The 20,776-nt window shown below is 64.3% G+C and carries 18 protein-coding genes and 1 pseudogene; 10 read left to right on the top strand and 9 right to left on the bottom strand.

Annotated elements, in window-relative coordinates:
* Positions 1-57: 57 nt before the first annotated feature.
* The 7 genes from KBB36_RS07680 (at position 58) to KBB36_RS07650 (ending at position 10,498) form a co-directional block, all read left to right on the top strand.
* Positions 58-546 (top strand): hypothetical protein, encoded by a 489-nt coding sequence (locus tag KBB36_RS07680; RefSeq protein WP_290978389.1) that lies wholly within the window; start codon positions 58-60, stop codon positions 544-546.
* A gap of 21 nt (positions 547-567) precedes the next feature.
* Positions 568-1,089 carry a DciA family protein gene (locus KBB36_RS07675; protein ID WP_290978388.1) on the top strand — a complete coding sequence of 174 codons (522 nt, stop codon included), beginning with the start codon at positions 568-570 and terminating at the stop codon, positions 1,087-1,089.
* A gap of 110 nt (positions 1,090-1,199) precedes the next feature.
* A complete protein-coding gene (locus KBB36_RS07670; RefSeq protein ID WP_290978387.1) occupies positions 1,200-1,949 on the top strand; it encodes a DsbA family protein in 750 nt (249 codons plus the stop codon).
* A gap of 45 nt (positions 1,950-1,994) precedes the next feature.
* The gene (locus tag KBB36_RS07665) at positions 1,995-6,548 is read left to right on the top strand and encodes an AAA family ATPase (RefSeq protein WP_290978386.1); all 4,554 of its coding nucleotides are present in this window, start codon (positions 1,995-1,997) and stop codon (positions 6,546-6,548) included.
* A gap of 6 nt (positions 6,549-6,554) precedes the next feature.
* Entirely contained in the window at positions 6,555-7,904 is a 1,350-nt protein-coding gene (locus KBB36_RS07660) for an MFS transporter (RefSeq protein WP_290978385.1), read from the top strand.
* A gap of 140 nt (positions 7,905-8,044) precedes the next feature.
* Positions 8,045-8,911 (top strand): GNAT family N-acyltransferase, encoded by an 867-nt coding sequence (locus tag KBB36_RS07655; RefSeq protein WP_290978384.1) that lies wholly within the window; start codon positions 8,045-8,047, stop codon positions 8,909-8,911.
* 30 nt (positions 8,912-8,941) lie between these two features.
* Positions 8,942-10,498: an acyl-CoA synthetase gene (locus KBB36_RS07650; RefSeq protein WP_290978383.1), complete on the top strand. Its 1,557-nt coding sequence runs from the start codon at positions 8,942-8,944 to the stop codon at positions 10,496-10,498.
* Between the two features lie 7 nt (positions 10,499-10,505).
* Here KBB36_RS07650 and KBB36_RS07645 read toward each other — a convergent pair whose 3' ends face one another.
* From KBB36_RS07645 to KBB36_RS07620, 6 genes are all read right to left on the bottom strand, one after another.
* Positions 10,506-11,543 carry an NAD(P)/FAD-dependent oxidoreductase gene (locus KBB36_RS07645; RefSeq protein WP_290978382.1) on the bottom strand — a complete coding sequence of 346 codons (1,038 nt, stop codon included), beginning with the start codon at positions 11,541-11,543 and terminating at the stop codon, positions 10,506-10,508.
* Entirely contained in the window at positions 11,540-12,775 is a 1,236-nt protein-coding gene (locus KBB36_RS07640) for a PLP-dependent aminotransferase family protein (RefSeq protein WP_290978381.1), read from the bottom strand. The genes KBB36_RS07645 and KBB36_RS07640 overlap by 4 nt, the downstream gene beginning before the upstream one ends.
* A gap of 70 nt (positions 12,776-12,845) precedes the next feature.
* Positions 12,846-13,883 (bottom strand): ABC transporter ATP-binding protein, encoded by a 1,038-nt coding sequence (locus KBB36_RS07635; protein ID WP_290978380.1) that lies wholly within the window; start codon positions 13,881-13,883, stop codon positions 12,846-12,848.
* On the bottom strand, positions 13,880-15,598 hold the full coding sequence (locus KBB36_RS07630; protein ID WP_290978379.1) for an iron ABC transporter permease: 1,719 nt from the start codon (positions 15,596-15,598) through the stop codon (positions 13,880-13,882). Before KBB36_RS07630 ends, KBB36_RS07635 begins: the two co-directional genes overlap by 4 nt.
* A 13-nt stretch (positions 15,599-15,611) precedes the next feature.
* Entirely contained in the window at positions 15,612-16,964 is a 1,353-nt protein-coding gene (locus KBB36_RS07625; RefSeq protein WP_290978378.1) for an extracellular solute-binding protein, read from the bottom strand.
* An 81-nt stretch (positions 16,965-17,045) separates the two neighbouring features.
* Complete coding sequence (locus KBB36_RS07620) at positions 17,046-17,639, bottom strand: TetR/AcrR family transcriptional regulator (RefSeq protein ID WP_290978377.1); 594 nt, start codon at positions 17,637-17,639, stop codon at positions 17,046-17,048.
* 149 nt (positions 17,640-17,788) lie between these two features.
* On the opposite strand from KBB36_RS07620, the gene KBB36_RS07615 reads away from it, so the two are divergent.
* On the top strand, positions 17,789-18,544 hold the full coding sequence (locus KBB36_RS07615) for an SDR family oxidoreductase (RefSeq protein WP_290978376.1): 756 nt from the start codon (positions 17,789-17,791) through the stop codon (positions 18,542-18,544).
* Between the two features lie 109 nt (positions 18,545-18,653).
* Here KBB36_RS07615 and KBB36_RS07610 read toward each other — a convergent pair whose 3' ends face one another.
* Complete coding sequence (locus KBB36_RS07610) at positions 18,654-19,055, bottom strand: helix-turn-helix transcriptional regulator (protein ID WP_290978375.1); 402 nt, start codon at positions 19,053-19,055, stop codon at positions 18,654-18,656.
* A gap of 178 nt (positions 19,056-19,233) precedes the next feature.
* Here KBB36_RS07610 and KBB36_RS07605 point away from each other — a divergent pair, with 178 nt between their 5' ends.
* Together KBB36_RS07605 and KBB36_RS07600 are read left to right on the top strand one after the other, a co-directional pair.
* Entirely contained in the window at positions 19,234-19,683 is a 450-nt protein-coding gene (locus tag KBB36_RS07605) for a PAS domain-containing protein (protein WP_290978374.1), read from the top strand.
* A gap of 2 nt (positions 19,684-19,685) precedes the next feature.
* On the top strand, positions 19,686-20,219 hold the full coding sequence (locus KBB36_RS07600; protein WP_290978373.1) for a DUF924 family protein: 534 nt from the start codon (positions 19,686-19,688) through the stop codon (positions 20,217-20,219).
* A gap of 6 nt (positions 20,220-20,225) precedes the next feature.
* On the opposite strand, the gene KBB36_RS07595 is transcribed toward KBB36_RS07600, so the two are convergent.
* The gene (locus KBB36_RS07595) at positions 20,226-20,585 is read right to left on the bottom strand and encodes a hypothetical protein (protein WP_366933176.1); all 360 of its coding nucleotides are present in this window, start codon (positions 20,583-20,585) and stop codon (positions 20,226-20,228) included.
* A pseudogene (locus KBB36_RS20985) lies at positions 20,586-20,690 on the bottom strand (ATP-binding protein); the annotation flags it as partial.
* Between the last annotated feature and the right edge of the window lie 86 nt (positions 20,691-20,776).

Genomic DNA, 20,776 nt, shown 5'->3' with positions numbered 1-20,776 from the left:
TAGCGCAGTGTGCAATGCTGGCGCATGGTGGCGTCAGGTCCAGCCGGAGGTCGCCCCATGTATGTCCTTACCCTCACCATCGTGCATACGCTGGTCAGTTTTGTCGCTATCGGCGCTGGTATGGCGGTGGTGGCGGAATTGCTGAAGGGCGATCCGCGCGGCGGCGGCCTGGCCAAGCTGTTCCTCGGCACGGCTTTGTTCACCTCGGCCAGCGGCTTCGCTTTTCCGTTCACGCAATTCCTGCCGTCGCATGGCACCGGCATCGTTGCCCTGCTGGTGCTGCTGCCCACCCTGCTGGCGCGTTATCACTTTCATCTGCGCGGCGCCTGGCGTTTGGTTCATGCCGGTGGCCTGGTGGCCAGCCTGTATTTCCTGTTCTTTGTGCTGGTGGCGCAGATTTTCAGCAAAATCCCGGCCTTGCGCGAAGCCGCGCCAACCCTTGCCGAGCCGCCTTTCACCATCACCCAGGGCATCCTGCTGATGGTTTTCATCGGCCTTGGCATCGCCGTGACCCGCAAGCTGCGCGGCAATGCTTCATTCGCCTAAAGCGGTGGGCTATGCTGCGGCATGGCCGATCCTGAAAAACCCGCCGCCAAGCGGCCGCATGATGCCGCCAAGCGGATAGGCGGGCCGCGTGGCCTGAATGTGGCGCTGGCGCGGCTGACCAATCCGCTGGTGAAGCGGCGCGGCGCGGCTTTTGGCGACATCCTGGCGCGCTGGCCGGAAATTGTCGGCCCGTTGCTCAGCGCCGATACCCAGCCGGAAAAACTGCATTACGGCGCCAAGGATGGCCATGGCGCCACGCTGGAAGTGGCGGTCACCGGCGCCCAGGCGCTGGAATTGCAGCATCTGGCGCCTTTGGTGGTGGAACGCATCAACAGCTATTTCGGCTATCGCGTGGTGGCGGGCCTGAAATTGAAGCAGATGCCGGTGCGGCCCCGAGTCGCGGCAGCCCCGCCGATGCGGCATAGCCGCCGCCTGAGCCCGGACGAGGCCAAGCGGCTGGGTGAAATGTTGTCAGACGTTGATGACAAGAATCTCCGCCAAGCGCTTGAGACTCTTGGGCGATCCCTTCTGGGTAGCGTTTAGTCCCGCCCCATTGCCGCCAGATTCCTGTGGATAAGAGAGGGAGTCGGGTTGAAGCCCCGGCGCCGGAATCCGTAAAATATACCCTGGATATTGGGGGTAGGAGCCTCTTCATGAACTATATGCTGCGTCTCGCTGCCATCCTTCTGTTTGCTCTGGCCGGCCATCAGGCTCAGGCCCAGACGGCCGATCCGCGTTTGCAGGACATGGCCATAGGCCGTGCCGATGCGCCGGTCACCATCGTGGAATATGCCTCGCTGACCTGCCCGCATTGCGCCAGTTTCCACGCCACTGTGCTGCCGGTGCTGAAGAGCGAATATGTTGATACCGGCAAAGTGCGCCTGATCTTCCGCGATTTCCCGCTCGATCAGCTTGCCCTGGCGGGTGCCGCCATCGCTCGCTGCGCCGGGCCGGAGCGTTATTTCAGTTTCCTGGATGTGCTGTTCAGCCAGCAGCGCGCCTGGGCCACGGCCAGCGATCCGCGCGCGGCGCTGACCCAGATTGCCCGCCTGGGCGGCATGTCGTCGGAACAGGTGGAGGCCTGCTTCAGCGATCAGCCAATCAACGACTACATCCTGAATTCACGCCTCGAAGGCAATCAGAAGTTCAACGTCACTTCCACGCCGACACTGATCGTCAATGGCAAGAATCTGCCCGGCGTGCCGAATGTCGATGAATTCCGCAAGCTGCTTGACGATCTGGTGGCCAGCGGCGCCAAGAGCGCCGCGCCGGCTGGCGGCGGCTTGCCGCAGGCGGCGGGTTCGGGTGACTGGCTCGGCGGCAATGCCAAAACCTATATCGCCATCGCCATCGTGGTGCTGCTGGTGGCAGGCATCTCGATTTTCCTGCTCCGCAAGCGCTGAGCGGATAACGGATTCAGTGTGAATTCGTATTGAAAGGGTAAGGCTGTGCAGTTTACCAAATTGCGCCTTTCCGGCTTCAAGTCTTTTGTGGAGCCGACCGAATTCGTGATCCATCCCGGCCTTACCGGTGTGGTCGGGCCGAATGGCTGCGGCAAGTCGAATCTGGTCGAAGCCCTGCGCTGGGTGATGGGCGAGAATTCGGCCAAGCGCATGCGCGGCGCCGGCATGGACGACATGATCTTTGCCGGCACCGCCACACGGCCGGCGCGCAATGTCGCCGAAGTGGCGCTGGTGATGGACAATAAGAGCCGCACCGCGCCGGCCGCTTTCAACGATCATGAAAATCTGGAGATCGTGCGCCGCATCGAGCGCGAGCGCGGTTCGGATTACCGCATCAACGGCCAGGATGTGCGCGCCCGCGATGTGCAGCTTTTCTTTGCCGACCTGGCTTCCGGCGCCAATTCGCCGGCCATGGTCAGCCAGGGCCGCGTCGGCGCCATCATCAATGCCAAGCCCACGGATCGCCGCATGTTGCTGGAAGAGGCGGCCGGCATTTCCGGCCTGCATTCGCGGCGCCATGAAGCCGAATTGCGCCTCAAGGCGGCGGAAAGCAACCTGGAGCGTGTGGTCGATGTGATCGGCCAGCTTGACCAGCAATTGCAGGGCCTGAAGCGCCAGGCGCGCCAGGCCAGCCGCTACCGCAATATCGCCGGCCAGATCCGCCGCACCGAAGCGATGCTGTTCCATCTGCGCCACACGGCGTTGCAGCAGGCTTTGGCCCAGGCCGAGGCGGCTTTGCATGAAGCCGAACGCGCCGTTGCCGACCGCACCTTGCAGGTTTCCGAGGCGCATGCGGCCGAGCGCATTGCCGCTGAAGCCCTGCCGCCGTTGCGTCAGGCCGAAGCCGAGGCCGGCGCCCGGCTGCATCGCCTGGCGGTGGCACGCGATGGCCTGGATGCCGAGGAGGCCCGCGCCCGTGAGGCGGCGGCGCAGGTTGAGCAGCGGCTGGAGCAGATCAACGCCGATGCGGCGCGTGAGCAGAGCCTGGCCGCCGCCGCCGCCGCCCTGTTGCAGCGCCTGGCCGAAGAAGGCAGCGCGTTGCGCGCCCGCGAGGAAGCTGCGCCGGCCCTGCTGGAGCAGGCCGAGGCCACGGCACAAGCAGCGCAGCAGGAAGTGACGGCACGGCAGCAGGAACTGGATGCCGCCACCGAGCGTGCCGCTGCCGAACATGCCGAACGCACCCGGCTGAACCAGAGCATTCAGGAAGCCGAGCGCCGCCTGGAACGGCTGCGCGCCCGTGTTGCTGAACTGACCGAAGAACATGCTCGCCTGGAAAGCGATGCCGGCGCCGTGGCCGCCGCCGCTGATGCCGGTGCGGAAATCGAAGCCCGCCTGGCTGCCGTGGAAGCGGCGCGGACGGCGCTGGATGCTGCCGAACAGCAGCAGGCACAGCTGGTTGATCTGGCCCGCGCCACGCTGGATGGCGTGGAAAGCGATTTTGCCGGCCGGATCGAAGCGGCGCGCGCAGCGCTTGAAACCATCGAGGCCGAGCAGGCCGCCCGGGTGGAAGCGGCGCGGGCGCAACTGGGCCAGATCGAAGCCGAGCAGGCCGCAAAGGTGGAAGCGGCGCGCACCGCGATGAATGGCGTGGAAGCCGAATATGCCGGCCGCATCGAAGCGGCACGGGCCGGCCTGGGCGCGGTGGAAGCCGAGCATGCCGGCAAGATCGAGGCGGCACGGGCCGGCCTGGGTGCGGTGGAAGACGATCATGCCGGCAAGATCGAGGCGGCGCGGGCCGGCCTGGGCGCGGTGGAAGCCGAGCATACCGGCAAGATCGAGGCGGCGCGGGCGGCTCTGGCTGGCGTGGAAGCCGAGCATGCCGAAAAAATCGAGGCAGCGCGCGCCCTGGTGGCCGCCGCCGAAGCCGAACAGGCGCAGTTGATTGCGGCAGCACGGGCCGGGCTTGAGGAAGCCGAAGCTGAGCGCCAGCGTTTGCAGCAGTTTGAGCAGGCGGCCCGCGACAATTGGCAGGCGATGCAGGGTGAACTGACCCGGCTCAAGGCCGAGGAAGCCGGTCTGGCGCGCTTGCTCAAGGCCGACGACAACAACATGTTCGCCCCGGTGATCGATCAGGTGTCGGTGGCGCCCGGTTTTGAGAAGGCGCTGGGCGCAGCCTTGGGCGATGAATTGAACAGCGCTGTGGATAGCGGCGCGCCGATGTTCTGGGAGGCTTTGCCGCCGCTGGTGGATGCACCGCCGCTGCCTGAAGGTGTGGCCTCGCTGGCGTCTCAGGTGACGGCGCCGCCGGCCCTGGCGCGCCGCCTGAGCCAGATCGGCATTGTTGAGGAAGCCGATGGCCTGCGCCTGCGCGGCCAGTTGCGCCAGGGTCAGCGCCTGGTTTCCAAATCCGGTGCCTTGTGGCGCTGGGATGGTTTCACCATGAAGGCCGGTGCGCCGACCCCGGCTTCGATCAAGCTGGAACAGCGCAACCGCCTGGCCGATCTGCGCGAGGAATTGCGCGAACTGGAAATCAAGCTGGCCGATGCCCAGGCCGCCTATGCCGAAGCCAAGCAGGCCACCGAAGCCGCTGTGCAGGGCGAGCGCGATGCCCGTGGCGGCGTGGCCCAGGCCGAGGCATTGCGCGACGAAGCCCGGCTTGAAGCCGGCAAGGGTGTGGGCGAGGCCGAGCGCCAGCGTAACGAGGCGCGTAATGCCGCCGCTGCGCTGATCGCCCAGGCCGAGCGCGACCGCGCCGAAGCGCGCCAGCGTGCCGAACAGGTGGTGGTGCTGGCCGAGCGTGAGCGTAACGAAGCGCGCCAGCGCGCCGAGCAGGGGGTGGTGCTGGCCGAGCGTGAGCGCCAGCAGGCACGGCAGCAGGCCGAACAGGCGGTGCAGCAGGCCGAACGCCAGCGCCAGCAGGCACGGCAGCAGGCCGAGCAGGCGGTGCAGCAGGCCGAGCGGGATCGCGCCCGCGCCGGCGAGCAGGGCCAGGCGGCGATTGCCATGGCCGAACGCGAGCGTAATCAGGCGCGTGAGCGCGGCCAGGGCGCCATCGCCGCCGTGGAGCGCGAACGCAACGAAGCGCGCCAGCGTGCCGGCCAGGCTTTGGGCCAGGCCGAGCGTGAACGCCAGGCGGCGCGTGAGCGGGCCGGCCAGGATATCGCGCGTGCCGAGCGTGAACTGGAAGCGGCGCGCGCACGCCAGGCTGAAGTGGTGCGCCGTGAAGCCGAGCGGCAATCGCGCCTGGCTGCGCTGGCGGATCAGATTCTGCAACTGGGTCTGGAGATCGAGGAAGGCGAAACCGCGCTTAAGGCGTTGGCCGAGGCGCTGGCTGCGCTGCCGCCGGAAGAATTGTTGCGTGAGCGTATCGCGGCCTTGCGCCAGGATGTGGATGCGCTGCGCCAGACTTTGGCCGAAGCCCGCGCTGCGCTGGAGCAGATGCGCCGTGACATGGTGGCCCGGGTTCAGCGTCTCCAGGTTATCGCCGAGGAGATCGAGGGCGCAGAAGGCCGCGCCGCCGATGCCGGGCGCCAGCTGGAGCAGCTTGGCCTGCGCCGCGAGGAAGCCGAGGCCGAGTTGCTGCGGCTTTATGAAATCCCTGCCGGCATTGAAGGCAAGCGCAGCGGCCTGCTGGATGAACTGGCCAAGGCCGAAACCGCGCGTCAGGAATTGGCCGATCATCTGGCCAATGCCGAGGCGGCGCAGGCCCTGGCGGCCAAGACCGCGCGCGAACTGGAACAGATGCTGGGTCAGGGCCGCGAATGGCGCGTGCGCGCCGAGGCCGAACTGGAGCATCAGCGCCAGAGCGGCGAGGAACTGGCCTTGCGTATCCGCGAAGTGCTGGAATGCGCGCCGGATGAAGTGCTGAAAGCCGGCGAAGTGGACCCGGACGAGGATTTCCCGCCGCTGCCGCAGGTGGAAAACCGCCTGGAACGGCTGCGCAAGGAACGCGACAATATGGGGCCGGTCAACCTGCGCGCCGATCTGGAAGCGCAAGAGGTTGAGGAAAAGCTCAACACCCTGACCAGCGAACAGAATGATCTGGTGGCAGCCATCGAAAAGCTGCGCCAGGGCATCACCTCGCTGAACAAGGAAGGCCGCGAACGCCTGCTGGATGCCTTCAAGCAGGTGGACGAGCATTTCCAGAAGCTGTTTGTGCAGGTTTTCGGCGGCGGCAAGGCGCATCTGCAATTGGTGGAAAGCGACGATCCGCTGCAAGCCGGGCTTGAGATCATGGCGTCACCGCCTGGCAAGCGTTTGCAGGTGATGTCGCTGCTTTCGGGTGGTGAACAGGCGCTGACCGCGCTGAGCCTGCTCTTTGCGGTGTTCCTCACCAACCCGGCGCCGATCTGCGTGCTTGACGAGGTTGATGCGCCGCTCGACGATTCCAACGTGGAACGCCTGTGCAATCTGATGGAAGCAATGGCAAGGGAAACCGCCGTGCTGGCCGAAGGCACCCGCTTTGTGGTGGTGACGCACCATCCGATCACCATGGCGCGGATGGATCGCCTGTTCGGTGTCACCATGGCAGAACGCGGTGTTTCCACCCTGGTCTCGGTTGACCTGGCTGGCGCCGAAGCGATGCGGCAGACGGCGTAGGCGGCGATGGACAGGCTGCGCGCCTGGCTTGCCGCTTTTGCGGTCTATCGCGACCGCCGGGTGCTGGCGATCCTGGTGCTGGGCTTTGCTTCCGGCCTGCCGCTGGCGCTGACCGGCCAGACCTTGCAGGCCTGGCTCACCGATAGCGGCACTTCGCTGAAGGCCATCGGCCTGTTTGCTGCCATCGGCACGCCCTACACGCTGAAATTTCTCTGGGCGCCGCTGGTGGATCGTCTCGACCTGTCGCTCTTGACCCGGCGGCTCGGCCGGCGGCGCGGCTGGCTGATCTTTTCGCAAGCTCTGCTGCTGCTGGCGATTTGTGGCCTGGCATTATCCGATCCGGGCCAGGCTTTGCATATCACGGCTTTCTGGGCACTGGCGGTGGCCTTCGCTTCGGCGACCCAGGATATTGTGATTGATGCCTGGCGGGTCGAAATCCTGGACGAACGGCAATTGGCCGCCGGTGCTGCCAGCATCGTGTTTGGCTATCGTATCGGCATGCTGGTTTCCTCGGCCGGCGCGCTTTATGCCAGCGCCTATTTTGCCTGGCCGGTGGTTTATCTTGGGCTTGGTGCGTTGCTGCTGCTCGGCACGCTCACCGTGCTGTTGGTAGGCGAGCCGCCGGCACGGCCGCGTGAGGATGCCGAGCGCCGCTTTGCTGCCGCGCAGGCTTGGCTCGACCAGCGGCCGCATCTGGGCGGCGCCCTGGCAAAGCTGACGGCCTGGCTCTATGTCAGCCTGGCCGGCCCGTTTGCGCAATTCATGAGCCGCCGCGGCTGGGTGGCGGTGCTGCTGTTTGTCATGCTGTTCAAGCTCGGCGACAGCCTGGCCGGCGCGCTGGCCACCAGCTTCTATCTCAAGCTCGGTTTCGCCCGGCAGGATATTGCCGAGATCGGTAAGCTTTATGGTTTCGGCGCCACTATGCTGGGTCTGTTTCTCGGTGGCTGGTTGATGCAGGCAGTTGGACTTTACCGTTCGCTGTGGTTCTGCGGCCTGCTGCAAATGGGCTCGAACCTGCTGTTTGCCGCGCTGGCGATGCGCGGGCCGGATTTGTGGTTCCTGGCCCTCACCGTGGGGGTGGAGAACCTGGCCGGCGGCATGGGTACGGCGGCTTTGGTGGCCTACCTGTCAGCTTTGTGCAACGTGGCTTACACGGCAACGCAATATGCTTTGCTGTCCTCGCTCACCGCCGTAGCCCGCACCTGGCTATCGGCTTCGGCCGGTTATCTGGCCGAATCGCTCGGTTGGCCGCTGTTTTTTGTCCTTACTACAGTGGCTGCCTTGCCCGGTCTGGCGCTGCTGGCCTGGTTGATGCGCCCGGGTGCGACAACAAGGCTCGTTGAAAAATCCCCGTAAAGCAGTAAATTCGTCAAATTCGTTTAGTTGAATTTTATCCTTGAGTACGGTACCGGCTTACCAAAGCGCTTGCTTTCACTTATATGTCACGAAAATGACATGATCCCTCAACAGTGTGGCGGGATAGTCGGAGCATGAACATGCAAGTCCCCCTCGTCGTATCCGCCGCCGTAGCGCTCAACCCGGCTCTGCTGGGCTGGCAATGCGCCTCGGCAGATGGCCGTTTCGAGGTCCGGCTGACACGCCGGCCCGATGATGTGCGGGCGGCACAGCGCCTGCGCTATCAGGTCTTCTATGAGGAAATGGCGGCACAGCCGACGCCAGAGATGGCGGCGAGCCAGCGCGATTTCGACAAGTTCGACGATCTCTGCGACCATCTGATGGTGTTTGACCGTTCGCTGCCCAGCGGCCAGCAGGCGGTTGGCACCTATCGCCTGTTGCGGCGCAGCGTGGCCGAGCGCCATGGTGGCTTCTATTCGGCGTCGGAATATGATCTCGGGCCGATGCTGCGGCATGTCGGCCCGCATGGCGGCCTGCTTGAACTGGGCCGTTCCTGCGTGCATCGCGATTATCGCTCCAATGCCATCATCCAGCTTTTGTGGCGCGGTATCTCCACCTATATCGACGATCATGGCATCGAATTCATGTTCGGCTGCGCCTCGCTGGCCGGCACTGATCCATCGGCGCATGCCCTGGCGCTGAGCTATCTGCATCACAATCACCTGCCGCCGGAAGCCTGGCGTGTGCGCGCACTGCCGGCGCGTTTTGAGAGCATGAATATCCTGCCGGCCGATCAGGTCAGCCCCAAAGCGGCGATTCATGCCCTGCCGCCGCTGATCAAGGCCTATCTGCGGCTCGGCGCCTATATCGGCGATGGCGCCGTGGTGGATGAGCAATTCGGCACCACCGATGTGTTCATCCTGCTGCCGGTTTCGCGCATTGCGCCGAAATATCAGAATCGCTTCCAGCCCGAGGACGGCTTGATCCACGTCGAGGGCCACGCCTAAACTCTTTCCTCCAGGGAGAGAGACACAGGCATGTATATTACCGAATGGGCGGCCAAGCAGCCCGACAAGACCGCTATTCTGATTGCTGAAACCGGCAAAAGCCGCAGCTATGCCGAACTGGAAGCAATGTCGAACCGCGCCGCGCAGCTTTATCGCGCCGCCGGGCTTGGTTTCCGCGACCATATGGCGCTGCTGATCGGCAATTGTGTCGAATTCTATGATGTGTGTTTCGGCGCTGATCGTGCGGGACTGTATTACACGGCCATATCCACCCGGCTGACCGCGCCGGAAGTGGCTTATATCATCAATGATTGCGGCGCCCGGCTGGTGGTGATCGGACCGGAATTCGCCGAGATCGCCGATGAATTGCGCAGCCTCTGCCCGCATGTGACGCATTTCTACCTGATCGGCGCCGCATCGACCGCCTTGCCGGCCGGCTGGCTCGATTGGGATGCCGCCATCATGGCGCAGCCGCCGCAGCGTATCGCGGACGAAATCCAGGGCCGCGATATGCTGTATTCCTCGGGCACCACCGGCAAGCCCAAAGGCGTGAAGCGGCCGCTGAATGGCGATGCGGTGGGTGTCTCCACGCCATTCTATGAAAATGCGCTCAGGATCTACGGCTACAACGCCGATATGGTCTATCTCTCGCCAGCGCCGGGCTACCATGCCGCGCCGCTGCGCTACACCATGGTGGTCAGCCGGGTGGGCGGCACCCTGGTGGTGATGGAGCATTTTGATGCTGAACGCGCCCTGGCGCTGATCGAGCAATATGGCGTCACCCATTCCAACTGGGTGCCGACCATGTTCGTGCGCATGCTCAAGCTGCCCGAGACGACGCGGCAGCGCTACAGGCTCGGCACACACCGCGTTGCGATCCATGGCGCGGGGCCGGTTTCGGTCGAGACCAAGCGCCGCATGATCGAATGGTGGGGGCCGATACTCTATGAATATTATGCCGCATCGGAAGGCAACGGCACCACAATCATCACCGCGCCGGAATGGCTGCAACGGCCGGGCTCAGTGGGCCGTGCGGTGATCGGCCAGGTGCGCATTGTGAATGAGGAGAATGGCGCGGTGCAGCCGGTGGGCCAGACCGGCGTGGTGCATTTTGAAGGCGGCCTGCCTTTCGCCTATCACAATGATGCCGAAAAGACCAAGGCGGCGTTCAACGACAAGGGCTGGTCCACCATGGGTGATGTCGGCTATCTCGATGCCGATGGCTATCTCTACCTCACCGACCGCAAGGCTTTCATGATCATTTCCGGCGGGGTGAATATCTATCCGCAGGAAGCCGAGAATGTGCTGATCGATCATCCGCTGGTGGCCGATGTGGCGGTGATCGGCGTGCCGAACGAGGATTTCGGCGAGGAAGTGAAAGCCGTGGTGCAATTGGTCGAGCCTTCGCAAGCCTCGCCGGAAATTGCCGCCGAGCTGATCGCCTATTGCCGCCAGCAACTGGCCGCGATCAAATGCCCGCGCAGTATCGATTTTGATCCGGCTTTGCCGCGGCATGAAACCGGCAAGCTCTACAAACGCCTGATAAAAGACCGCTACTGGGGCAACAAGACCAGCCGCATTGTATAGCGCGCCGTCAGGGTTCCGGCAGGCCCTTGCTGGTGGAATATTCAAAATGCAGCGCTTGGCCGCGTAATTGCGGATAGATGGCATGCGCCGCAGCGGCGGCTTCGGCAAAGCCAGTCAGGATCAGTTTCAGCTTGCCGGGATAGTCGGCCACGTCGCCGATGGCATAGATGCCGGCTGCGCTGGTGGCACAGGTGGCGGGCGTCACCGTCACATGCTGGCGTTCCAGGGCCAGGCCCCAATCGCGGATCGGGCCGAGTTCGCTGCGCAGGCCAAAGAAGGCCAGCAGATGCTCGGCTTCCAGGCGCAGGCTGGCGCCATCCAGGTCTTGCACTAGCACGGCATCAAGCCGCCCGCCGTCGCCTTCCAGGCCGGCAAGCTGATAGGGCACAACAAAATCCACGCCCTGGCCACGCAGGGCGGCAAGCCGGGCGACACTTTCCGGCGCGGCGCGGAATTGCTCGCGGCGGTGGATCATATGGATATGGCTGGCCACGCCATGCAGCGCCAAGGCCCAATCCACGGCGGAATCGCCGCCGCCCGCGATGGCGACGCGCTTGCCGCGGAAATCCTCGGCCCGGCGTACCAGATAATGCACCGCCCTGCCTTCATAAGCCTCGATGCCGGCCAGCGGCGGCCGGTTCGGCCCGAAGGCACCGGCGCCGGCGGCCAGGATCACCGCGCCGGCTGTGAGTTGGCTGCCCGCGCTGGTGCCGAGCCGGAAGCCGCCCTCAGTCAGCCGTTGCAGCGTTTCGACACGCTGGCCCAGCAGATAACGCGGCGCAAAGGGGGCGGCCTGGGTTTCCAGCTTTTCAATCAGGTCGGCGGCGGCGATGCGCGGATAGCCGGGAATGTCGTAAATCGGCTTTTCCGGATAGAGCGCGCTGCATTGCCCGCCGATTTCCGGCAAAGCATCCAGCACGGCGCAAGAGAGGCCCAGCATGCCGCATTGAAACACGGCAAACAGACCCACCGGGCCGGCACCGATGACGGCGACATCGACCTCGGCCACCTCGATCCCGGCTGCCGGCACAGGCTCTATGGTCACTCGGCCGCTGCCGCGTTGGCCTGCAACACGTTGCGCACCAGCACCGCCAGGCGTTCGATGCCTTCCTCGATACGCGCCGGCTCACCGAGCGAGAAGCTCAGGCGAGCGGTGTTGCGCTTTTGCTCGGTGGCGTAAAATGCCGAGCCGGGCACAAAGGCCACGTTGCTGTCCTTGATCGCCTGCGCCAGCAATTCAGCGCAATCCACGCCCTCGGGGAATTCCAGCCAGATGAACATGCCGCCATCCGGCACATTCCAGGTCACCTCGGACGGGAAGCTGCGCTTCAGCGCCGCCAGCATGGCATCGCGCCGTGCCTTGTAGGTCGGGCGCAGCTTGGCCACCTGGCTGGCGTGCGAATTACGCGCCAGTTCGTTGGCGATGATCTGGTTCACCGTGGAGCAATGCAGGTCGGAAGCCTGCTTCAGCAGCACCAGCTTGTTGATCAGTCCGGCATCAGCAGACACCCAGCCGATGCGCAGGGCCGGCGTCAGCACCTTGGACAGGCTGCCGACATAGATCACCAGATTGCCATTCGCCGCGCCGCGCCGGGCTTCCAGGGCGGCGAAGCTCGGGATCCGCGCGCCATCATAGCGCAGTTCCTCGTAGGGCGAATCCTCAATGATCGCCACGTTATACTTGTAGGCCAGATCAAGGATCGCCTCGCGCCGCGCCAGACTGGTGGTGATGCCGGCGGGATTGCAGAAATCCGGCGTCAGGTAAAAGAATTTCGGCTTTTGCGCAAAGGCGGCTTCAAGCTCGGCCAGTTTGGCGCCTTCGGCATCCATCGGCACGGCGATGAAATGCGGCCGGTAGGTGCCGAAAACCTGGATCGCGCCGAGATAGCTCGGATCGGTCATCACCACGCCGTCGCCCGGCTCGATGAAGGCACGGCCGAGGAAATCCAGCGCCTGCTGGGCGCCGCTGGTGATGATGATGCGGTCGGCGCCAGTGTCGATGCCATGGCCTTTGAGATAACCAGCAATCCAGTCGCGCAGCGGCGGAAAGCCTTCGCTGATCGAATACTGGAAGGCATCGCCGGCACGCGCCGGGTCGCCCAGGATTGCGGCATAGGATTTGCCGATGGTTTCCAGCGGAAACATCGCCGGATCGGGGATGCCGCCGGCAAAGGAAATGATTTCCGGGCGGTTGATCAGCTTGAGCAGCTCGCGGATTTCGGAAGCGCGCAGGTCGTTGACGCCCTGGGCGAGCGCGGGAAGCGAAGAATGGGACATGATGCTGTGGTTTCCTCTGGTTGGCGCCAGAATAACCGAGCCGGTTGGACCGGAAAAGTCGCGCCGCTGCTTAATCGCGCAACAAAAGCACCGATTCCGGCGGCACTTGGATTGATACATTCTGCCCAGCCTCGAATACCGCGTCGCCGGGCCGGTAGAGCCGGTCCACGTTGAGCCGGTGTGGCCCGAGCTGCACCGCATAGCGCACCAGGCTGCCGAGGAATTGCCGGCTGGCCACCTGGCCGGGCAGGCCGTCGGCAGCGGGCGCCAGCAGCGCCAGCGCCTGGGGCCGCAAAGCCAGGCAGGCGGCGCCGTCGCGGGCTTCGGCGGCGGGCAAGGCCAGGGCCAGGGCCTCGGCCTCGAAATGACCATGCCGCACCCGGCCCTCGATCAGCGTGGCGCTGCCCAGGAAGCCGGCGACGAAGCGATTGGCCGGGCGGTCGTAGAGATCCACCGGGCGGCCGATCTGCTGGATGCGGCCGCCATCCAGCAGGGCCATGCGGTCGGATACCGCATTGGCCTCTTCCTGGTCATGGGTGACAAAGATCGTGGTCAGCCCGGTGCGGCGCTGCAACAGGCGCAATTCGTCGCGCATCTCCTCGCGCAGCTTGGCGTCCAGATTGCTGAGCGGTTCATCCAGCAGCAGCACTTCCGGCTCCACCACCAGCGTGCGCGCCAGCGCCACGCGCTGCTGCTGGCCGCCGGAAAGCTGGCTCGGCCGCCGTGCGCCATATTGCCCAAGGCCAACCAGATCAAGCGCAGCCTGCACGCGGCCGGGAATCTCGCCACGCGGCACTTTGCGCTGCTCCAGGCCGAAGGCGACATTCTCGGCCACGGTCATATGTGGCCATAAAGCATAGGATTGGAACACCATGCCGACATTGCGCTGCCATGGCGGCAGCGTGGTTACGTCGCGGCTGCCCACGCGGATCGTGCCGGCATCGGGCATGCCGAAGCCGGCCACCAGACGCAGCAGGGTGGTCTTGCCCGAGCCGGAGGGGCCGAGGAAGGCAAAGAACTCGCCGCGCTCAATCTCCAGGCAGACATTGTCCAGGATGGTCTGCGCGCCATAGCTGAAACGCACATCCGCAATGCTCACGCCGCTCATTGGTCCGCACTCCTCAAGCCGCGCCGGGCGCGGTCGCGCTCGGCAATGCGATGCGAAGCCCAGGTGCCGAGCGCCACCAGCAGCACGGCGATGATGCCGAGCGCGGCGCCAGGGCCGCGTCCGGCCGGGGTCTGCATCGCGGTATAGATGCCATAGGAAATCGGTGCCGAGACATCGCGCGTCACCAGCATCAGCGTGGCCGACAATTCCACCGAGGCGGTGGCGAAGCTGGTGACAAAGGCGGCGGCCAGACCGCCGGTCATCAACGGCACCACGATGCGGCGCAGCGTGGTCAACTTGCCGGCGCCAAGCATCTCGGCGGCTTCCTCCAGGCTGACATGCAATTGCTGTAGCGCCGCCATGCAGGCGCGCAACGCATAGGGCAGGCGGCGGATGGCATAGGCGATCACCAGCATGCCCCAGAAGGTGGCCAGCGACGAACCATCGGGCAATTTCACCTCGAAATACAGCCGCAGCAGGCCGATGCCCAGCACCAGGCCGGGCACTGCAAGGGCGGCGGTGGCGATATGATCCAGCAATTGCCGCGCCGGCAGCTTGCTGCGCAGGATCAGCCAGGCGATGGCGGTGCCCAGCACCAAGTCGATCAAGGCTGCCAGGCCGCAATACAGCACGGTATTGCCGATCTGCGCCGAGGATTCCTGCCAGGCGGTGGCGTAATGCGCCAGGGTGAAGGCATCCGGCAGCACGCTGAAGCTCCAGATCGTGCCAAGTGACAGCAGCAGGATGCCGAGATGCGGGCTGAGCGCCACCAGCAGCACCAGGATGATGAAGCCCCAGGCCAGCGCCATCTGTGGCTTGCTCAATTGCCGCCGACCCAGGCCGCCGCCGCCGCGCTGCTGGGTGGAATAATCCTTGCCGCGCAGGGCGAGCGCCGAAAGCGCCATGGCGGCCAACGAAAAGCCCACCAGGATGACGGCGATGACATAGCCCATCGGGTCGCCCATGCCCACTGAAGTGATGCGCAGATAGGCCTGCGGCGCCAGCATGTTGGTGACACTGAGCAGCAAAGGCGTGCCGAGATCGTCGAATACCTTGACGAAGACCAGCGAGGCGCCGGCGACATAGCCGGGCAGGGCGAGCGGAAACACGATGCGGCGGAACAATGTGAAGCCATGCGCACCGAGATTCTGCGCCGCTTCCTCCATCGCGTTGTCGATATTGTTCAGCGCGGCGGTCAGGTTAAGCAGGATGAACGGGAAATAATGCAGCGCCTCGACGAAGACGACGCCATTCAACCCGTCCATGAAGCCGATACGGAAGCCGAACCAGTCATTCAGCAGCAGGTTGACGCTGCCATTGCGGCCGAAGATCAGCTGCATCGCCACAGCACCGACAAAGGGTGGCATCACCAGCGGTATCACGCCCAGGGCCTGGATCAGCGAGGCACCGGGAAACCGGAAACGCGCCAGCAGATAGGCCAGTGGCACGGCGATGAGGGTGGCCCAGACCACGCTCATCGCCGCGACATAGAAGGAATTGAAGAAACTCTCGCGGAACAGCGAGGTGCGGAAAAAATCCGCGAAATGCACCAGCGTGAAGCTGCCATCAGCGGCGCGGAACGCGGTCAGCACCACGCTCAGCACCGGCAGCAGCAGAAACAGCAGCAGGAACAGGCCGACGCCCGCCGCCAGTACCAGGGCAAAAGCCTGGCCGCGCAGGGCAGAGCGGCTGCGCGCCAACAGGTTGGTTATCACGCCGATTTACTTTTTACTTCGCGGCTTTGGCGGCTTGTTCAGCCAGCGCCTTGGCCTCGGCATAGTTCTTCTTGGCGAAGGCGTCCCATTGCTCTTCATACTGTGCCTGACGGGCCGGGGCCGGCTTGTCCTTGGCAACTGGCTGGAAGGCACCGGCAATTGCCGGGTCGCCGGCTTCCTTGGCGCTGACCGGCACAGTGGTGGCCAGGGCGCGCGCCTCGGCCAGCAGCTTCTCGGCTGCCGGCGTCTTTTTCTTCGCCATGGCGGCTTCGGCGGCATGGATCGCCTTCCAGGCTTCGTTCAACTCCTTGAGGCGGAAGGTTACGAGCCGGTCATAGAGCGAATTGACCAGTTCGTAACGCGCTTCCGAGAGATCAGAATCAAACGCCACCTTGGCGCCCAGCTTGGTGTTCTTGAACGGATTGGGATAATCCGCCGGCGCCTTGGCGTAACTTTCCGGGCGCACCGGCAGGCGGCGGATTTTCGGCTCCAGCAGGATTTCCTGGCCTTCGGGCGACAGGATGAAATCAACAAAAGCCTCGGCGGCCTTGCGGTTCTTGGCGTTGTTGATGATGCCGATGCTGGCCGGCACGATGGTGGTGAGTTCGGGATAGACGAATTCCACCGGGAAGCCGCTGGCCTTGGCCGCCAGGCCAAAGAAATCGATCACGATGCCAAGGCCGTATTGCCCGCTATTCACCGCATCGGGCACGCCGAAGCTGCGATCCGACACAGTGACCAGGTTGCCGCCGATTTCCAGCAGCGTGGCCCAGCCCTTGGCCCAGCCTTCACCTTGCAGGATGGTTTCCACGGTGAGATGCGTGGTGCCCGAGCGTGATGGTGCCGAGATGCCGATATGGCCGGCATAGATCGGCTTTTTCAGATCATCCCATTCCTTTGGCGCCGGCAGCTTGTTGCCTTGCAGGTAGCGCGAATTATACATGATGCCGTAGCCCGAGGCGGCAAAGCCGAAGAAATGCCCTTCGGGGTCGTTGATCGGGAAGGCGCCGACCTTTTCCGGGATGCCTTCGGCCTTGGGCTTATACTGGCTTAACAGCTTGTTCTTTTTCAGCACTTCAAAAGCATCCGGCGCCGAAACCCAGAACAGGTCGGGCGGATTGCTCTGCGTCTCGCGGATATATGCCACCGCGGCGGTGGTGTTGCGGTTCTGGATTTCCACCTTGGTGCCGGGATACTTCTTCTCGAAAGCGGCGGCATAGGGGCCGGTCAGGTCCTTGGGGAAGGAGGTGATGATCACCACCTTGCCTTCCAGCGCCTGGGCCTGAACTGGCGCCGCGTTGGCAAGTAGGCCGGTCATGGCGAGGCCGCAGAAGGCGGCAAAAAACGAGCGGCGTGCCAGGCGCATGAGGTTCCCTCCCAGGAAATGATTCTTGTCACAAAACCGTAACAAGGCCCTGGCGGCTTGGCAACCGGGCTGGCCGATGCCTCAGCGTTCTTTGCCCGATGGCAAGGACTGCATTGCCTGCTTCGCCACTGCCAGCAGCTTTTCACGCGCAAAGCCGGCTTTGGCCTGCACTGCCATGCCGTGCATCACGGCCATGAAATAGGCGGCCAGCACCGCCGGGTCTGCCGTTTTCGGCAAGTCGCCTTCGCGCTGTGCCTGTTCAAAACGGGCGCGCAGCGCAGCTTCGCCGTCGGCCCGCGCCGTAATCAGCGCCTGGCGTGCTGGCTCGGCGTCATCCGAGGCAGCCAGCGCACCGTTGATGCCGAGGCAGCCGGTGCGGTCGGGGTAGCGTGTGCTGAGTTCCACCGCGCCCTTCAGCATATCGGCCACCACCTGACGCGCAGTGGGCTGTGCCAGGGCCGCCGGCATGTAATCCCAGTAGCGTTCGCTGTAACGCGCAAGCGCAAGCCGGAACAATGCCGCCTTGTTGCCAAAAGCCTTGTACAGCGCCGGCCGCTCCACACCGGTTGCCGCCACCAGATCGGCATAGGAAGCGCCTTCATAGCCCTTGCGCCAGAACACTGCCATTGCGGCATCCAGGGCCTGGTCAGGGTCAAATTCGCGGTGGCGTCCCATCTGTGGGTCCAATCAATTCTGCAATGTCCATTCCATAATGATTGTTACTAAATCGCTTGACTTCCAGTGTCCAATTCACAAATGAGCGTTACCGTAATGATCGTTATGTAATTTCGGTACCTATTTGTGTTTTGATGAAAGGATCAAGCATGACCAAGAGTCTGGCGGGCAAGGTTGCCCTTATCACTGGCGGTTCGCGCGGCCTGGGCGCTGTGGCGGCGGATGCGCTTGCCGAACAGGGCGCGGACGTGGCCATCAGCTATGTGGCATCGGCCGAAAAGGCCAATGCGGTGGTAGAAAAACTGAAGGCCAAGGGCGTGCGCGCCTTGGCGATCCAGAGCGATCAGGCCGATGCCACCGCTGCAAAGTCGCTGGTGGATGCAGTATTGGCGTATTTCGGCCGGCTCGACATTCTGGTGAACAATGCCGCTATCGCGGTGCAGGGCAAGACGGTGGATGACCCCGCCCTCGACACGGTGGGCCTTGACCGCCAATGGCAGATCAATGTGCTGGGTGTCGTGGCGACAACCCGGGCCGCTGCCGCCAGGATTGCCGATGGCGGGCGCATCATCTTCATCGGCTCGCTATTAGGCAGCCGGGTGCCATTTGCCGGCGTGGCGGATTATTCCGGCACCAAGGCGGCGATTGCCGGCTATGCCCGGGGTGTGGCGCGTGATCTCGGCGGGCGCAATATCACTGTGAATGTTGTGCAACCCGGTATCATGCCCACCGACATGGCGGCCGAAGTCGCCAGCAACGTGCCGCCGGCCATCATGGACCTGCATCCGATCCGGCGCATTGCGACGCTGGAGGAAGTCGCCGGCACAATCGCCTTCCTGGCTGGCCCGCATGCCGGCTATATCACCGGCGGCATCATTGATGTTTCGGGTGGTCTGCAAGTCTGATCGACCGCCAGGCGGGCGCCTGCATCGATTGATGTTTCGGGTGGTCTGCAAGTCTGATCGACCGCCAGGCGGGCGCCTGCATCGGCGCCTGCCTGGCCCTGGCAGCGCTTCAATGCGGCTTGACCAGGGCTTCTTCCATCAGCCGGGCCACGGTGCGCAAAAGTTTGCTGCGCTCGGCCTCGGATTCAATCTGGCTGAACAGGAAGGCGATGCGTTCCAGCTCAAAATCATCCGGCGGCAGGCCGGGCTGGCGCGGCGAAGTGGTGGCGAAGGCGCTGGGCGGAAAGCCGAGCGCCTGGGCGATACGTCGCAGCCGGTGCGGCGGCACCGGGCGCTGGTTGGTCTCATAATCGGCCAGTTCGCTCTCGCGGCAGGCACAGAGCCGGGCCAGTTCGGCGCGGCTGAGTTCGCGGTATTCCCGGAAAACGCGGATGCGGCTGCCAATGCCGCTCTGGCCGGATTCCGGCCGCAGCAGCTTCAGTCGATAAGGTTGTGTCCTGCTCCCGCCCATGTCAGGCCAGCGCCGCCTTTTATCCGATCAGCATAAAAATCTCGCAAAACTGTGTCAGGAATACAATGGCGGATTTGCCCTGGCCGGTTTTGTGATCGTTGATACAGCCCTCGGCGCGCAGCCGGCGCAGGCTGAGGCCATCAAGCAGGGGCCAGAAAACAGGGAAGCGGGGGCAATCATGCAGATACCGGAAGAATTGCGCGCCTTGGAAGCATACTGGGATATGCAGCGTGGTGCGCAGCCGATGCCGCCACGCAGCGCCTTCGGGCCGCTGGAATTGCGCCCCTGGCTCGGCAATATCGCCATCGTGGCGGTGGAGCGGCAGCCGGCCCTGCGTTTCCGGGTGACATTATCTGGCGCCCGCATGGATGATTATCGCGGCCACGGCATCACCAACCGTTATATCGACGAGATTTGCGCCGGCCGGGAATCGAGCGAACCGTTTTTCCGCCGCTGTCTGGACACGGCCGCACCGGTCTATTTCCGCTTCGACAATTCGTGCAACAGCCAGCTTTATCCCTGCATGGCAAAGCTGTTGCTGCCGCTTGGCAATGCGGCTGGTGATGCCATTGAACGCATTCTGGTGGGCAGTTACCCGCAAGCCGTCCGGCTGGCACGGGCAGCCTGAAAATGACCGCGCAGGACGTGACCAACTTCTGGCGTGTTGCCGGGCCGGCGCGCTGGTTTGCCAAGGATGCGGCGTTTGATGCCGAATTCAGCCAGCGCTTTATGGGCTTGCATGAGGCGGCGGCGCGTGGCGACTTGCAGCCTTGGCTAAGCCAGCCGGAAAGCGCTTTGGCCCTGTTGATTCTGCTCGATCAGTTTCCGCGCAACTGCTTCCGCGGCACGCCACGCATGTATGCCACAGACCCTGCCGCGCGACAGGCGGCCAATCAGGCGATCGCCCAGGGCCATGATTTGCAGATCGAGTCGGATTTGCGGCTGTTCATCTACTTGCCGTTTTCCCATGCCGAGGATTTGGCCGATCAGGAACGCGCCGTGGCTTTGCAGACCCCACTGGGGCCGGAAATTCTGCGCCATGCCGAGGGCCATCGCGCGATAATCCGGCGTTTCGGGCGTTTTCCGCATCGCAATGCCATTCTTGGCCGCAGCAGCACAGCCGAGGAACTGGCCTTTCTGGCTGAGGGCGGTTTCGCCGGCTGAGCCGGTTCAGCGCGCCAGCGCTATGCGCCGATAGCTTAAAGCCTCGGCCACATGCAGGCGGCTGATGCCGTCGCTGCCGGCCAGGTCGGCCAAGGTGCGCGCCACGCGCAGCACGCGGTGATAGCCGCGCGCGGTCAGCCGCAGGTTTTCGGCCGCCTTGGCCAGCAGGCTGCGGCCGGCGGCATCGGGTGTTGCCACCTGTTCCAGCAATTCGCCATCGGCTTCGGCATTGCAGCGCACCGGCTCGCCGCCCTGGCTGGCGCCGGCATAGCGTTGGCGCTGGATGGCGCGGGCCTGTGCCACCCGTGCCGCCACCTCGGCGCTGCCCTCGCGCGGGCTGGGCAAGGCCAGGTCGGCGGCAGCCACGGCCGGCACTTCGATATGCAGGTCGATGCGGTCAAAGAGCGGCCCGGAAATGCGCGCCTGATAATCGCCGCCGCAGCGCGGCGCCTTCCGATGGCAACCATGCAGCCTGCACGGCGCGCGATGAGCACGGACTCGTCACCCACCAGCGCAGGATCGCTGGCAGCGGTAACCAGCTGCGGCGCCCGTGCATG

This window comes from Ferrovibrio sp. (genome assembly GCF_017994015.1).
In the GTDB taxonomy this organism is placed as follows: Bacteria; Pseudomonadota; Alphaproteobacteria; order Ferrovibrionales; family Ferrovibrionaceae; genus Ferrovibrio.
Note: the sequence above shows the minus strand (reverse complement) of the source record. Positions and strands in the feature narration are given on the sequence as shown.